Origin of the sequence: Pseudomonas benzenivorans, assembly GCF_033547155.1 — a bacterium.
Lineage (GTDB): Bacteria > Pseudomonadota > Gammaproteobacteria > Pseudomonadales > Pseudomonadaceae > Aquipseudomonas > Aquipseudomonas benzenivorans_B.
The window spans coordinates 2,489,783-2,504,131 of the sequence record NZ_CP137892.1 but is presented as its reverse complement, the minus strand read 5'-3'; the positions used below and the strand labels follow the sequence as shown (position 1 = coordinate 2,504,131).

At 65.7% G+C, this 14,349-nt stretch carries 12 protein-coding genes; 9 read left to right on the top strand and 3 right to left on the bottom strand.

Annotated features, from left to right (window positions below; translation table 11 throughout):
• The first annotated feature begins 25 nt into the window (after window positions 1–25).
• Entirely contained in the window at window positions 26–1,510 is a 1,485-nt protein-coding gene (prpD, locus tag SBP02_RS11280; RefSeq protein ID WP_318641702.1) for a 2-methylcitrate dehydratase, read from the top strand.
• A 60-nt stretch (window positions 1,511–1,570) separates the two neighbouring features.
• Here prpD and ppsR read toward each other — a convergent pair whose 3' ends face one another.
• Window positions 1,571–2,389: a posphoenolpyruvate synthetase regulatory kinase/phosphorylase PpsR gene (gene ppsR / locus SBP02_RS11275; RefSeq protein WP_318641700.1), complete on the bottom strand. Its 819-nt coding sequence runs from the start codon at window positions 2,387–2,389 to the stop codon at window positions 1,571–1,573.
• Window positions 2,390–2,569: 180 nt separating this feature from the next.
• On the opposite strand from ppsR, the gene ppsA reads away from it, so the two are divergent.
• The 8 genes from ppsA to SBP02_RS11235 all read left to right on the top strand — a co-directional run bounded on the left by ppsA (window position 2,570) and on the right by SBP02_RS11235 (window position 10,726).
• Window positions 2,570–4,942: a phosphoenolpyruvate synthase gene (gene ppsA, locus SBP02_RS11270; RefSeq protein WP_318641698.1), complete on the top strand. Its 2,373-nt coding sequence runs from the start codon at window positions 2,570–2,572 to the stop codon at window positions 4,940–4,942.
• A 140-nt stretch (window positions 4,943–5,082) separates the two neighbouring features.
• Entirely contained in the window at window positions 5,083–6,102 is a 1,020-nt protein-coding gene (locus SBP02_RS11265) for an alpha/beta fold hydrolase (RefSeq protein WP_318641697.1), read from the top strand.
• Window positions 6,103–6,315: 213 nt separating this feature from the next.
• Window positions 6,316–6,804, top strand: a complete 489-nt coding sequence (gene rraA / locus SBP02_RS11260; RefSeq protein WP_318641695.1) for a ribonuclease E activity regulator RraA — start codon at window positions 6,316–6,318, stop codon at window positions 6,802–6,804.
• A gap of 31 nt (window positions 6,805–6,835) precedes the next feature.
• A complete protein-coding gene (locus tag SBP02_RS11255) occupies window positions 6,836–7,831 on the top strand; it encodes a zinc transporter ZntB (RefSeq protein WP_318641693.1) in 996 nt (331 codons plus the stop codon).
• Window positions 7,832–7,885: 54 nt separating this feature from the next.
• Entirely contained in the window at window positions 7,886–8,131 is a 246-nt protein-coding gene (locus tag SBP02_RS11250) for a CrfX protein (protein ID WP_318641691.1), read from the top strand.
• Between the two features lies 1 nt (window position 8,132).
• Entirely contained in the window at window positions 8,133–8,957 is an 825-nt protein-coding gene (locus tag SBP02_RS11245; RefSeq protein ID WP_318641689.1) for a mechanosensitive ion channel family protein, read from the top strand.
• A 92-nt stretch (window positions 8,958–9,049) separates the two neighbouring features.
• Window positions 9,050–9,640 carry an RNA polymerase sigma factor SigX gene (sigX, locus tag SBP02_RS11240; protein ID WP_318641687.1) on the top strand — a complete coding sequence of 197 codons (591 nt, stop codon included), beginning with the start codon at window positions 9,050–9,052 and terminating at the stop codon, window positions 9,638–9,640.
• Between the two features lie 105 nt (window positions 9,641–9,745).
• Complete coding sequence (locus SBP02_RS11235; protein WP_318641685.1) at window positions 9,746–10,726, top strand: OmpA family protein; 981 nt, start codon at window positions 9,746–9,748, stop codon at window positions 10,724–10,726.
• 105 nt (window positions 10,727–10,831) lie between these two features.
• On the opposite strand, the gene cobA is transcribed toward SBP02_RS11235, so the two are convergent.
• Entirely contained in the window at window positions 10,832–11,569 is a 738-nt protein-coding gene (gene cobA / locus SBP02_RS11230) for a uroporphyrinogen-III C-methyltransferase (protein WP_318641683.1), read from the bottom strand.
• Between the two features lie 10 nt (window positions 11,570–11,579).
• Entirely contained in the window at window positions 11,580–14,303 is a 2,724-nt protein-coding gene (locus tag SBP02_RS11225; RefSeq protein ID WP_318641680.1) for a nitrate reductase, read from the bottom strand.
• Window positions 14,304–14,349 lie beyond the last annotated feature (46 nt).

Here is a 14,349-nt window from a genome sequence, read left to right as displayed (position 1 = left end):
ACAGCCTCGCCGGAGGAGGTGCCAGATGTCCGCGACCTTTGACCTGAACATGCGTCCCGACTACGACCAGGTGCTGCAGGATATCGCCGACTATGTCCTGAATTACCGGGTCGAGTCGCAAGAGGCGCGCAGCACCGCCCGCCACTGCCTGATGGACAGCCTGGGGTGCGCCCTGCTGGCGCTGCGCTTTCCCGCATGCACCAAGCTTCTGGGGCCTCTGGTTGAGGGGACCCAGGTGCCCCACGGCGCCCGTGTACCGGGTACCCACTTCGTTCTCGACCCGGTCAAGGCAGCCTGGGACATCGGCTGCGCCGTGCGTTGGCTGGATTACAACGACACCTGGCTGGCGGCCGAATGGGGCCACCCCTCCGACAACCTGGGGGGCATTCTCGCCGTGGCCGATCACCTGTCGCAGAAGCGGGCCAGTCGGGGCGAGGCGCCGCTGACGATGCGCGCGGTGTTGGAGGCCATGATCATGGCCCACGAGATCCAGGGAGTGATCGCGCTGGAGAACGCCTTCAATCGCGTCGGTCTCGACCACGTCATCCTGGTGAAGGTGGCCACCACCGCCGTCTGCGCCAGGCTGATGGGGGGCAGCCGCGAGCAGCTGCTGTCGGCGCTGTCCCATGCCTTCGTCGATGGCCAGGCCTTGCGCACCTATCGCCATGCGCCGAACGCCGGCAGCCGCAAGTCCTGGGCCGCCGGCGATGCCACCAGCCGCGGCGTGCGCCTGGCCGATATCGCCCTGCGCGGCGAGATGGGCATTCCCGGCGTGCTGACCGCGCCGCAGTGGGGCTTCTACGACGTGTCGTTCAGTCATACCAACCAGGACCTGGCGACCAAGCCGGCGCAGCGGCGTCGGTTCGGCTTTTCCCAGGGCTTCGCCAGCTACGTGATGGAGAACGTGCTGTTCAAGATCAGCTTTCCGGCCGAGTTCCATGCCCAGACCGCCTGTGAGGCCGCGGTCCGCCTGCACCCGCAGGTCCGGGAGCGGTTGCACGAGATCGACAGAATCGTCATCAGCACCCAGGAGTCGGCGATCCGCATCATCTCCAAGGTCGGTGCGCTGGCCAATCCGGCCGATCGCGACCACTGCCTGCAGTACATGGTCGCGGTGCCGTTGGCCTTCGGCACGCTGCAGGCCGAACACTACGAGGACGAGTTCCATGCCGCCCATCCGCTTATCGACGAGTTGCGCGACAAGATGGCGGTGGTCGAGGAGCCGCGCTACAGCCGCGAATACCTGCAGGCCGACAAGCGTTCGATCGCCAATGCTGTGCAGGTGTTCTTCGAGGACGGCAGTTGCACCGAGAAGGTGGAGGTGGAGTACCCCCTGGGGCATCGGCGGCGTCGCGCCGAGGGCATTCCGCTGCTGGAGGAGAAGTTCAAGGCCAACCTGGCGAGTAGGTTGGCCGAGCAGCGCTGCGCCGAGATCCTGGACCTGTGCCGGGATCAGGCGCGGCTGGAGGCCACGCCGGTGCAGCGCTTCATGGAGCTGTGGGTGGTCTGAGCCTCGCGCCGATAAAAAAGCCGAAGCGCTGGCTCCGGCTTTTTCCTGCAGGGGCGAGTTTTACTTGAGACGCCGCTCGACGCCTTTTTCCACCAGGATCTTCGCCGAGATCTCCTCCACCGAAAAATGCGTGGAGTTGATGAAGGCGATGTTCTCGCGGCGGAACAGGTTCTCCACCTCGCGCACCTCGAACTCGCACTGGGCGAAGCTGGCGTAGCGGCTGTTGGGCTTGCGTTCGTGGCGGATGGCGGTCAGGCGGTCCGGGTCGATGGTCAGGCCGAACAGCTTGTCCTTGTGCTTCTTCAGCGCCGCCGGCAGCTGCAGGCGCTCCATGTCGTCTTCGGTCAAGGGGTAGTTGGCCGCACGGATGCCGTACTGCATCGCCATGTACAGGCAGGTGGGGGTCTTGCCGCAGCGCGAGACGCCCACCAGGATCAGGTCGGCCTTGTCATAGTAGTGGGTGCGCGCGCCATCGTCGTTGTCCAGGGCGAAGTTGACCGCCTCGATGCGCTCCATGTAGTTGGAGTTGTGCCCGATGGAATGGGATTTGCCCACCGAGTAGGAGGAGTGCGAGCTCAGCTCCTGCTCCAGGGGGGCGAGGAAGGTGGAGAAGATGTCGATCATGAAGCCCTCGGACTGGGCCAGCACGTCGCGAATCTCCTGGTTGACGATGGTGTCGAAGATAATCGGTCGCACCCCGTCTTTCTCGGCAGCGCTGTTGATCTGTAGTACCATGGCGCGCGCTTTTTCCACGCTGTCGATGTACGGCCGCGTGAGTTTGGTGAAACTGGTGGTTTCGAACTGCGCCAACAGGCTCTGACCCAGGGTTTCGGCGGTGATGCCGGTACCATCGGAGATGAAAAAAGCGGTTCGTTTCATTTGCGCCATGGGCCTTAAGCTGAGGACGATTCTTGGCTATCATAGGCCCGCTTTGGCTGGCCCGAATGGGGCGGCATTGTTACTTATTTTCCAGGGCCAGGCCACAATCGTGCGGATTCGCGCCGCCGAACTTTCCCAGCCCCTTGAGCTTTTCCAACACCAATAAGTGGAGAGATCACCTTGGTAGAGTACGTAGTTTCCCTCGATAAGCTCGGCGTCCACGATGTTGAGCATGTAGGGGGCAAGAACGCCTCCCTGGGCGAGATGATCAGCAACCTTGCCGGTGCCGGTGTCTCGGTGCCCGGTGGTTTCGCCACTACCGCCCAGGCCTACCGGGACTTTCTCGAGCAGAGCGGGCTGAACGCGCAGATCCACGCCGCACTCGATGCCCTGGATGTCGACGACGTCAACGCCCTGGCCAAGACCGGTGCGCAGATTCGCCAGTGGGTGATGGACGCGCCGTTCCCCGCCGAGCTGGATAAGCAGATTCGCCAGGCGTTCGCCGCCATGGCCAATGGCAACGACAACATGGCCGTCGCCGTGCGTTCCTCGGCCACCGCCGAAGACCTGCCGGACGCCTCCTTCGCCGGTCAGCAGGAAACCTTCCTCAATATCCGTGGCGTGGATAACGTGATCCGCGCGGCCAAGGAGGTGTTCGCCTCGCTGTTCAACGACCGCGCCATCGCCTACCGCGTGCACCAGGGCTTCGACCACAAGCTGGTCGCCCTGTCCGCCGGCGTGCAGCGCATGGTCCGCTCGGAGACCGGCACCGCCGGGGTGATGTTCACCCTCGACACCGAGTCGGGCTTCCGCGATGTGGTGTTCATCACCGGCGCCTACGGCCTGGGCGAGACCGTGGTGCAGGGGGCGGTCAATCCAGACGAATTCTACGTGCACAAGCAGACCCTGGAAGCCGGCCGTCCGGCCATCCTGCGTCGCAACCTGGGCAGCAAGGCGATCAAGATGATCTACGGCGACGAGGCCAAGGCCGGCAAGTCGGTCAAGGTGGTCGACGTCGAGCGCGCCGACCGCGCGCGCTTCTGCCTGTCCGACGCCGAGGTCAGCGAGCTGGCCAAGCAGGCCATGATCATCGAGAAGCACTATGGCCGGCCGATGGACATCGAGTGGGCCAAGGACGGCGACGACGGCAAGTTGTACATCGTCCAGGCCCGCCCGGAAACCGTGAAGAGCCGCGCCAGCGCCACCGTGATGGAGCGCTACCTGCTCAAGGAGACCGGCACCGTGCTGGTCGAGGGGCGCGCCATCGGCCAGAAGATCGGCGCCGGCAAGGTGCGGGTGATCAACGACATCGCCGAGATGGACAAGGTCCAGCCGGGCGACGTGTTGGTCTCCGATATGACCGACCCGGACTGGGAACCGATCATGAAGCGTGCCAGCGCCATCGTCACCAACCGCGGCGGTCGTACCTGCCATGCGGCGATCATCGCCCGTGAGCTGGGCATCCCGGCCGTGGTCGGCTGCGGCAACGCCACCTCCGTGCTCAAGGACGGTCAGGGCGTGACAGTGTCCTGCGCCGAGGGCGACACCGGCTTCATCTTCGAGGGCGAGCTGGGCTTCGACATCCGCAAGAACTCGGTCGACGCCATGCCCGAGCTGCCGTTCAAGATCATGATGAACGTCGGCAACCCCGATCGCGCCTTCGATTTCGCCCAGCTGCCCAACGAGGGCGTGGGCCTGGCGCGTCTGGAGTTCATCATCAACCGCATGATCGGCGTGCACCCCAAGGCGCTGCTGAACTTCGCCGGCCTGCCGGCGGAGATCAAGGACAGTGTCGAGAAGCGCATCGCCGGTTACAACGACCCGGTCGAGTTCTACGTCGAGAAGCTGGTCGAAGGCATCAGCACCCTGGCCGCGGCCTTCTGGCCGAAGAAGGTCATCGTGCGCCTGTCGGACTTCAAGTCCAACGAATACGCCAACCTGATCGGTGGCAAGCTCTACGAGCCGGAAGAAGAGAACCCGATGCTCGGCTTCCGTGGCGCCTCGCGCTACATCAGCGAGTCGTTCCGCGACTGCTTCGAGCTGGAGTGCCGCGCGCTGAAGAAGGTGCGCAACGAGATGGGCCTGACCAACGTCGAGATCATGGTGCCCTTCGTGCGCACCCTCGGCGAAGCCAGCCAGGTGGTCGAGCTGCTGGCGGAGAACGGCCTGGCCCGCGGTCAGGATGGCCTGAAGGTCATCATGATGTGCGAGCTGCCATCCAACGCCATTCTCGCCGAGGAATTCCTCGAGTACTTCGACGGCTTCTCCATCGGCTCCAACGACCTGACCCAGCTGACCCTGGGCCTGGACCGCGACTCGGGCATCGTCGCGCACCTGTTCGACGAGCGTAACCCGGCGGTGAAGAAGCTGCTGGCCAACGCCATCGCCGCCTGCAACAAGGCCGGCAAGTACATCGGTATCTGTGGCCAGGGCCCCTCGGATCATCCGGATCTGGCCATGTGGCTGATGGAGCAGGGCATCGAGAGCGTCTCGCTCAACCCCGACTCGGTACTGGATACCTGGTTCTTCCTGGCCGAAGGTCAGCCAGCCTGATCTGCGGTTCACCACCTTGATCGAGGGCGGGTTATCCCGCCCTTTTTTGTGGCTTGCCATTCCTGGTCGCCACCCATCGGGCCGTCGCCAGGCGACGTGAAAAATTGCCCCCGGCATTTTTTTGTACCAGAGCGAAGTAGATGCAAAGCAGCAGTGAGCTTTTTCCCGTCGCCTTGATCGGCGCCGATATCCGGGGCGACCTGAGCGAGGATGTCTATCGCCTCAAGCCGGGCAACAGCCCCGACCCCAGCGTCGAGCTGGCATTGACCCGTCTGGGCCGGTTCGACCAGCAAGGCGGGCGCGGTGTGCCGGTGATCCTGCTGCCGGGGAGTTTCTCCAACCGGCGTTTCTGGTATTCGCCCAAGGGTATCGGCCTGGGCCCCTACCTGGCACGCGCCGGTTACGATGTGTGGATCGCCGAGATGCGCGGCCATGGCTTGTCGCCGCGCAACCGCGGCTATTCGCGCAACCGGGTCAGCGATTATGTGCGCTACGACCTGCCGGCTATCGCCGACTTCATCCATGAGCAGAACCCGCAGCCAGCCCACTGGCTGGGCCATTCCCTGGGCGGCATCACCCTGGCCGGCGCCTTGGGCGGGCGTTATCTGGACGAGGCCCGGGTGGCCTCGGCACTGCTGTTCGGCAGCCAGATCAGCCGCATCTACTGGCCGTTGAAGCTGCCGCCGGTGGAGTGGGGGACGCGCCTGTTGCTGGGGCGCTTCTCGGTGCTGTCCGGTTCTCGCCTCGGCCGCGGCCCGGAGGACGAGCCGATCGGCCTGGCTCTGGAAAGCCTGCGCTGGCATGGCCTGTTCGGCCGTTTCGGCGATGCCGAGCGTGACTGGTGGGCGGGGCTTGGCGAGGTGCGAGTGCCGCTGCTGGCGGTGGCGGCCGTAGGCGACCGGCAGGACCCGGCCTGGGCCTGCCGCAAGTTACTGGAGCAGTGCGGCAGCGGGGTGCGGGAGTTTCTCTGTCTGGGCAAGCAGCACGGTTTCTCCGGTGATTTCGGCCATGTGGAAATGCTGGTCAGCAAGGCGGCGCAGGCCGAGGTGTGGCCGCTGGTCGAGCACTGGCTGGGCAATGGCTCGTTGCAGGGCTCCGGTGCGCAAAGCGTTGTCCTTGAGCCGCGCGCGGGCATACCAACGGAACCCTCATCCGGTTAACATGTGACGCTGTACGCGCTTGCGGTCACTTTGTGCGACCTGTGCGGCCACTATGTTCGTTGTTCTGGAGTCTTGGCCGAATCTCGAACAGGGCTCTCGCCCGGTCTTTCCGGTTCAGGCGCGCGAGCCGTTGCTGCAGGTCGCCGAGGGGCGCAACCTGTCGTTGGGCAACCGCTGTTCGCCCGACGCCCCATTCTTAAAAGGAGCTCAGCCATGCACTACATCACTCCCGATCTGTGTGACGCCTACCCCGAACTGGTGCAGGTGGTCGAACCGATGTTCAGCAACTTCGGTGGTCGCGACTCCTTCGGTGGGCAGATCGTCACGGTCAAGTGCTTCGAGGACAACTCGCGGGTCAAGGAGCTGGTCGAGCAGCCCGGCCAGGGCCGGGTGATGGTGGTCGATGGCGGCGCCTCGATGCGTCGCGCCCTGCTCGGCGACATGCTGGCGGAAAAGGCCGCGAAGAATGGTTGGGCGGGCATCGTGGTGTACGGCTGCGTGCGTGACGTCGACGTGCTGGCGCAGACCGACCTGGGCATCCAGGCACTGGCCAGCCACCCGATGAAGACCGACAAGCGCGGCATCGGCGACGTCGATGTGCCGGTGACCTTCGGTGGCGTGACCTTCCGCCCCGGCGAGTACCTCTATGCCGACAACAACGGCATCATCGTCGCGCCTAGCGCGCTGAAGATGCCGGAGTGAGGCGCTCGGCTCGCTGATCTGGAGGCAAGGGATGCAGGAGGAAGACAACGGGCAGCTGGGCCTGGTCCATGCGCTGGTGCTGGATGGTCGCGGCGGGGCACGATTCGTCACGCGCGAGGGGTTGGCAGGTCTCGAACTGGGCGAGGGCGAGAGCCTGTGGTTGCACTGGGATCGTAGCCACCCGCAGACCCGGCAGTGGTTGCGGCAGGACAGCGGCCTGAGCGAGTTCGCCTGCGACCTGCTGCTGGAGGAGAACACCCGCCCACGCCTGCTGCCGCTGCCCGACCAGGGGTTGTTGCTGTTTTTGCGCGGGGTCAATCTCAACCCGGGGGCCGAGCCCGAGGACATGGTCTCGGTGCGCATCCACGCCGATGCGCGCCGGGTTGTTTCCCTGCGCCTGCGCCCCCTGCGCGCCAGCGAAGACCTGATCCGCGACCTGCAGGCCGGCAAGGGGCCGAAGACCTCCTCGGAACTGATCCTCAGCCTCGCCGATTATCTGACCGACAAGATCGATGGTCTGGTCGCCGAGCTGGCCGAGCGGGTCGATGAGCAGGAAGAGCGGATCGACGCCGACGAGCGTCTGTTACCGGACCATGACCTGTTGCTGCAGATGCGCCGCCGTGCCGCCGGCCTGCGCCGCTTCCTGGCGCCGCAGCGGGAGATCTACGCCCAGCTGGCGCGTAACCAGCACCCCTGGTTTCTGGCCGACGACAGCGACTACTGGAACGAGCTGAACAACCGCCTGACCCGCTATCTGGAAGAGCTGGAGCTCAGTCGCGAACGGGTCGATCTGGTGCTGGATGCGGAGAAGCGACGCATGGACGAACGGATGAACCGCATCATGTACCGCTTCAGCATCATCACCATGGTGTTCCTGCCGATGAGTTTCCTCACCGGCCTGCTGGGCATCAACGTCGGCGGCATGCCCGGGGCCGACAGCCCGCTGGGCTTCGTCATCGCCTGCCTGGCCATGTCGGCCATCGGCCTCGGCCAGTGGTGGCTATTCCGTCGCTGGCGCTGGCTCTGATGTGACCCAATGACCGCTGCTCTCGTCTAGCCGAGACGTCCTGTGAGGTGCGTCATGCACGATCCATTCGAAGAATCCCTGCGCGATTTGCTCAAGTCCCCGGTGTCCGATCACGACGACGACGCCTGCCTGCACCGCGTGCTCAAGACCGCCAACCGCCAGGTCGGCGCGGGAGACTTGTTCAGCCTGATGGGACATTGGCTCGAAGCCCTGATGATCGCCCTGAATAGCGGTTCGGCGCATGTCGCGCCGGTCTCGCGCCGCCACTCTTCTTCTCGTTCTACTGATAAGGCTGACTGAAATGGAACTCGATCCCTGGACCCAAAGCCTGATTGCCGCGATGACCGCCCTCTGGACCAAGGTCGCCGGCTTCATTCCGAACCTGTTCGTGGCCTTGATCCTGGTGCTGCTCGGCTTCGTGGTGGCCAAGCTGCTCGACACCCTGCTGTCCAAACTGCTCGGCAAGCTGGGCCTGGATCGGCTGATGGCCGGCACCGGCCTGACCAAGCTGCTCGGCCGCGGCGGCATCCAGGTGCCGGTGTCGACCCTGATCGGCAAGATCGTCTACTGGTTCGTGTTGCTGATCTTCCTGGTGTCGGCCGCCGAGTCCCTCGGTCTGGAACGGGTGTCGGCGACCCTCGACGTGCTGGCGCTGTACTTGCCCAAGGTCTTCGGCGCGGCGTTGGTGCTGGTCGCCGGTGTGCTCCTGGCCCATCTGGTCAGCGGTCTGGTGCGCGGCGCGGCCGAAGGCGTCGGCCTGGATTACGCCCATGGCCTGGGGCGTATCGCCCAGGGCCTGGTGATCATCATCAGCATCTCCGTGGCCATCGGCCAGCTGGAGGTCAAGACCGACCTGCTCAACAACGTCATCGCCATCGTGCTGATTTCGGTCGGGCTGGCCGTGGCCCTGGCGTTGGGGCTGGGCAGCCGGGAGATCGCCGGGCAGATACTCGCCGGCATCTACGTGCGAGAGTTGTATCAGGTCGGGCAACAAGTGCAGATCGGCGAGGTCGAAGGGCAGATCGAGGAAATTGGCACGGTCAAGACCATCCTGCTGACCGACTCCGGCGAATTGGTCTCGGTGGCCAACCGAACTCTGCTCGAGCAACGGGTAAGCAGCCGCTAACGCGCCAATCCCTGCTAATGTATGCCGCCGTACCTGCCGCCTGAAGTATCAGGCGCTGGCGGCTTGTGTCCCGACTGTCGGCCCGACCCGTTTTGAATAAAGCCCAACCGTTGTCCATGCGATACGACCCCCGCGAGCTCTCGGACGAGGAGCTGGTGGCGCGGGCGCATGGCGAGTTGTTTCACGTCACCCGAGCCTATGAAGAGCTGATGCGGCGTTATCAGCGCACCCTGTTCAACGTGTGCGCACGCTATCTGGGCAATGATCGCGATGCGGACGATGTCTGCCAGGAGGTCATGCTCAAGGTTCTCTACGGTCTGAAGAACTTCGAGGGCAAGTCCAAGTTCAAGACCTGGCTGTACAGCATTACCTATAACGAGTGCATCACCCAGTACCGCAAGGAGCGGCGCAAGCGCCGTTTGATGGATGCCCTGAGTCTCGATCCGCTGGAGGAAGCGTCGGAAGAGAAGACGCCGAAGGTCGAGGACCGCGGGGGGCTGGACCGCTGGCTGGTGCATGTGAACCCGATCGATCGGGAAATCCTGGTGCTACGTTTTGTCGCAGAGCTGGAGTTCCAGGAGATCGCCGACATCATGCATATGGGCCTGAGCGCCACGAAAATGCGCTATAAACGCGCGCTGGATCGATTGCGTGAGAAGTTTGCCGGCGACACCGAAAGTTAGTTCGGGGCAGCTCTCTCTGGCGCAGCAATCGTTCTGCTAAACTCGCCGCCGTTTTGCGTGTCTACCTGCACGCAATTCAATCAATCACCATGTGGGGATTTACGGATGAAACTGAAAAACACCTTAGGCGTAGTCATTGGCTCTCTCGTTGCCGCCTCTTGCATGAGCGCGCTGGCTCAGGGCCAAGGCGCAGTCGAGGTGGAAGCTTTCGGCAAGCGTTACATGACCGACAGCTCTCGCGACCTGTCCAACGGCAATCTGTTTGGTGGCTCTGTTGGCTACTACCTGACCGATGACGTCGAACTGGCCCTGTCGTATGGCGAATATCACGATATTCGTTCGGAAAACGGAACCGGTAACAAGAACATCAAGGGCAACCTGGCCGGCCTGGATGCCATCTACCACTTCGGTGAGCAGGGCGTCGGCCTGCGTCCCTACGTGTCTGCTGGCTTCGCCCACCAGAACATCAGCAACGTGCCGGCGCGCACCGGCCGTGATCACTCCACCTTCGCCAACGTCGGTACCGGCGTGAAGTATTTCTTCACCGAAAACCTCTTCGCCCGTGCCGGCCTGGATGGCATGTACAACATCGACGCCAACGAAACCGAGTGGGCTGCTGGCGTAGGTGTCGGCATGAACTTCGGCGGCAGCAGCAAGCCGGCTCCGGCGCCTGCGCCGGTCGCCGCCGTGCAGCCGGTTGCCGAGCCGGTTCAGGCCGAAGAACCGATGGAAATGGTACGCGTCGAGCTGGACGTTAAGTTCGACTTCGACAAGGCCAACGTCAAGCAAGAGAGCTATGGCGACATCAAGAACCTGGCCGACTTCATGAACCAGTACCCGCAGACCACCACCACGGTCGAAGGTCACACCGACGCCAAGGGCAGCGACGCTTACAACCAGAAGCTGTCCGAGCGTCGTGCCAACGCCGTTCGTGAAGTGCTGGTCAACCAGTACGGCGTGTCGGGCGAGCGCGTCAACGCCGTCGGTTACGGTGAGAGCCGTCCGGTGGCCGACAACGCCAGCGATGCCGGCCGCGCCATCAACCGTCGCGTAGAAGCCGAAGTGGAAGCCCAGATCAAGCAGTGATCGAGGCTAAGCTTCAAGAAAAACCCGGCTTCGGCCGGGTTTTTCTTTGCCCAGAAAAAAGCCCGGCCGAAGCCGGGCAGGAACAACTTCGCAGGAGCGAAGCGGTTAGGCACTGATCGCCAGCTGCAGGGCTTGCGGTTCGGCGGCGACCTCGCCGATCACCAGGATCGCCGGGCTCTTGAGTCGAAAGGACAGGGCATCGTGCTGCATGGCGGCCAGGCTGCTGCGGCAGTCGCGCTGCTGCGGCAGCGAGGCGTTCTCGATCATCGCCACCGGCATGTCCGCGCGCATGCCGCCGGCCAGCAGGCCGTCGCGGATATCCGCCAGCTTGGCCACGCCCATGTACACCACCAGGGTGGTACCGCTTTGCGCCAGGGCCGGCCAGTTCAGCGTGCTGTCGTCCTGGGTGTGGGCGGTGACCAGGGTCACGCCGCGGGCCACGCCGCGCAGGGTCAGGGGGATGCCGCACTGGGTGGCACCGGCCAGGCCGGCGGTGATGCCGTTGACCAGCTCCACCTCAATGCCGTGCTCGCTCAGCCAGTCGGCTTCCTCGCTGCCACGGCCGAAGATGCAGGGGTCCCCGCCCTTGAGGCGCACCACGCACTTGCCCTGGCGCGCATAGCGCAGCATCAGGCGGTGGATGAAGGCCTGGGGCGTGGAGCGGCAACCGCCACGCTTGCCCACCGGCACCACCCGGGCGGTGGGGCAGTGCTCCAGCACGGCCGGGTTGACCAGGTCGTCGATCATCACGATCTCGGCCTGGGCCAAGGCCTTCACCGCTTTGAGGGTCAGCAGCTCCGGGTCGCCGGGACCCGCGCCTACCAGCCAGACTTTTGCGCTCATATTCATCACCTCAGGCGTTCGCGGCGGCGGACAGGGAGGGCGCCGCCAGCAGTCGTTTGATTTCCGGTACGCAGGAGCCACAGCTGGTGCCGCACTTGAGCTCCAGCTTGAGGCCGTCCAGGTCCAGGCCACGGGCGATGCCGGCGCAGACCGCGGCCTCGCTCACATCCAGGCAGTTGCACAGGGTCTTGCCGGCCTTGGCCGCGGCGGCATTGCCGGGGGGGGTGGCCAGCGGCGCCAGCAGCCAGCGGCGCAGGTCGGCGTCGGCCTGGCCCTCGCTCCACAGATTTTTGAGCCAGTCGCGGGCGGCGGTCTCGCCAGCCAGGCGGATGGCCTTGATGCGTCCGTCCTCGATGCGCACGCGCTTGCCCACGGTGCGCCGCGGGTCGTCGTAGGCCAGCACCGGCCCCTCGACGACATCCAGTAGCGCGTCGATCCGCGCCAGCAACTCGCCTTCCGGCGCCACCGCGCTGGCGGCGCGGATCAGCAGGGCGGGGCGCTCGCGGCCGGTGAGGGTCAGGCTGGCGTAGGCGAAGCCGTCGAACAGCGGGCGCAGGGCGGCGAAGCGCTGCTGCACGTCGCCTTCGACTAGGGCGAACAGCTGCCAGGGCAACTCGACCTTCTCCACCTCGATGCCGGCGTGCTTGAGTTCCGGCTGCTTGGACAGCGGGTCGAAGGCCGGCAGGGTCAGCACGTTGGTGCCCAGGCCCCTGAGGAAGCGGTTGCCCCAGTGCATCGGCAGGTAGGCCTGGCCGGAGCGCACCGCCTCGTCGGCCTGCACCGGCAGGATCAGGCTGCCGCGGCGGCTGCGCACCTTGACCAGGTCGCCGGCCTGCAGGCGCCGCCGACGCAGTTCGTCCGGGTGCAGGCTGAGCACGGCCTCCGGGGCATGGCCGAACAGCCGCGCGGCGGTGCCGGTGCGGCTCATGCCGTGCCACTGGTCGCGCAGGCGGCCGGTGTTGAGGGTCAGGGGGAAGCGCGCCTCGCGCTTCTCCTTGGGCGCCCGGTAGGGGTCGGCATGGAAGCGCGCGCGGCCGCTGTCGGTGGGGAAGCGGCCGTCGCCGTACAGGCGCGGGGTGCCCTGGCGGGCGCCGGCCGGGAAGGGCCACTGCTGCGGACCGAGATCGTCCAGCAGGGCGTGGGACAGGCCCGACAGGTCGAGGTCGCGGCCGGCGGTCAGCTGCTTGTACTCCTCGAATAGCGCTGCGGAGTCGGCGAAGGCGAACAGGCTCGGCTGGGCGGGGCGCAGCCGGGCTTCCAGGCGGCGGGCGAAGTCGGTGGTGATCGCCCAGTCCGGCCGCGCCTGTCCCGGCGCCGGCACGGCGCGGCGCACATGGCTGACGCGGCGCTCGGAGTTGGTCACGCTGCCTTCCTTCTCGCCCCAGCTGGCGGCGGGCAGCAGCAGGTCGGCGTACTGGCAGGTCTCGGTGGTGAAGAAGGCCTCCTGGACCACGACGAAGGGGCAGGCGGCCAGGGCCTCGTGGACCCTGTTCTGGTCCGGCAGCGACTGCGCCGGGTTGGTGCAGGCGATCCACAAGGCCTTGATGGTGCCGGCCCGCACCGCCTCGAACAGCTCGATGGCGGTCAGGCCGGGGTTCTGCGGCAGCGCGTCGACGCCCCAGTAGCCGGCGACCTCGGCGCGGTGTTCGGGGTTGGCGGCGTCGCGGTGGCCGGGCAACAGGTTGGACAGGCTGCCGGTCTCGCGCCCGCCCATGGCGTTGGGCTGGCCGGTGAGGGAGAAGGGGCCGGCGCCGGGCCGGCCTATCTGCCCGGTGGCCAGGTGCAGGTTGATCAGCGCGCTGTTCTTCGCGCTGCCGGCGCTGGACTGGTTCAGGCCCATGCACCAGAGCGAGAGGAAGGACGGTGCCTGGCCGATCAGTTCGGCGCAGGCCTGCAGGTTTTCCAGGGAGATGCCGCAGATCTCCGCCACCGTGCCCGGGGTGTAGTCGCGCACCAGCTTCTTCAGGGCGGCGAAGCCCTCGGTGTGGGCGTCGATGAAGGCGCGGTCGATCCAGCCCTCCCACAGCAGGATGTGCAGGATGCCGTGCAGCAGCGCCACGTCGGTACCCGGCAGGATCGCCAGGTGCAGGTCGGCAAGCTCGCAGGTGTCGGTGCGCCGCGGGTCGATGACGATGACCTTCATCTCCGGGCGCCTGGCCTTGGCTTCCTCCAGGCGGCGAAACAGCACCGGGTGGGCGTAGGCCATGTTGCTGCCGGCGATCAGCAGGCAGTCGCTCTGCTCGATGTCCTCGTAGCTGCAGGGCGGCGCGTCGGCGCCGAGGCTGCGCTTGTAGCCCACGACCGCCGAGCTCATGCACAGGCGCGAGTTGGAGTCGAGGTTGTTGGTGCCGACCAGGGCCCGGGCCAGCTTGTTGAAGGCGTAGTAGTCCTCGGTCAGCAACTGGCCGGAGATGTAGAAGGCCACGCTGTCCGGGCCGTGCTCGCGGATGGTCTCGGCGAACACGCTGGCGGCGTGGTCCAGGGCGCTGTCCCAGTCCGTGCGGCTACGGGCCAGGCCCTTGCCCAGGCGCAGTTCGGGATACAGGCCGCGGGCGTCCAGGTCGCCGGTCAGGTGCAGGGTCGCGCCCTTGCTGCACAGCTTGCCGTAGTTGGCCGGGTGGCTGGGATCGCCGGCGACGCCGAGGATCTTCTCGCCGTCGTGTTCGATCAGCACGCCACAGCCGACGCCACAGTAGCAGCAGGTCGAGGCGGTGATCTGGTTGGTGCTGGCCATGGTTCGGGGCTCCTACAGGCCTGGGGTGGACAAGGCCGGGCTTGTC

Bases quoted from the DNA above. Each gene is read 5' to 3' on its own strand.
- prpD (WP_318641702.1), top strand. From the start codon at position 26: ATGTCCGCGACCTTTGACCTGAACATGCGTCCCGACTACGACCAGGTG.
- ppsR (WP_318641700.1), bottom strand. From the start codon at position 2,389: ATGAAACGAACCGCTTTTTTCATCTCCGATGGTACCGGCATCACCGCC.
- SBP02_RS11265 (WP_318641697.1), top strand. From the start codon at position 5,083: ATGCAAAGCAGCAGTGAGCTTTTTCCCGTCGCCTTGATCGGCGCCGAT.
- rraA (WP_318641695.1), top strand. From the start codon at position 6,316: ATGCACTACATCACTCCCGATCTGTGTGACGCCTACCCCGAACTGGTG.
- SBP02_RS11255 (WP_318641693.1), top strand. From the start codon at position 6,836: ATGCAGGAGGAAGACAACGGGCAGCTGGGCCTGGTCCATGCGCTGGTG.
- SBP02_RS11250 (WP_318641691.1), top strand. From the start codon at position 7,886: ATGCACGATCCATTCGAAGAATCCCTGCGCGATTTGCTCAAGTCCCCG.
- SBP02_RS11245 (WP_318641689.1), top strand. From the start codon at position 8,133: ATGGAACTCGATCCCTGGACCCAAAGCCTGATTGCCGCGATGACCGCC.
- SBP02_RS11235 (WP_318641685.1), top strand. From the start codon at position 9,746: ATGAAACTGAAAAACACCTTAGGCGTAGTCATTGGCTCTCTCGTTGCC.
- cobA (WP_318641683.1), bottom strand. From the start codon at position 11,569: ATGAGCGCAAAAGTCTGGCTGGTAGGCGCGGGTCCCGGCGACCCGGAG.
- SBP02_RS11225 (WP_318641680.1), bottom strand. From the start codon at position 14,303: ATGGCCAGCACCAACCAGATCACCGCCTCGACCTGCTGCTACTGTGGC.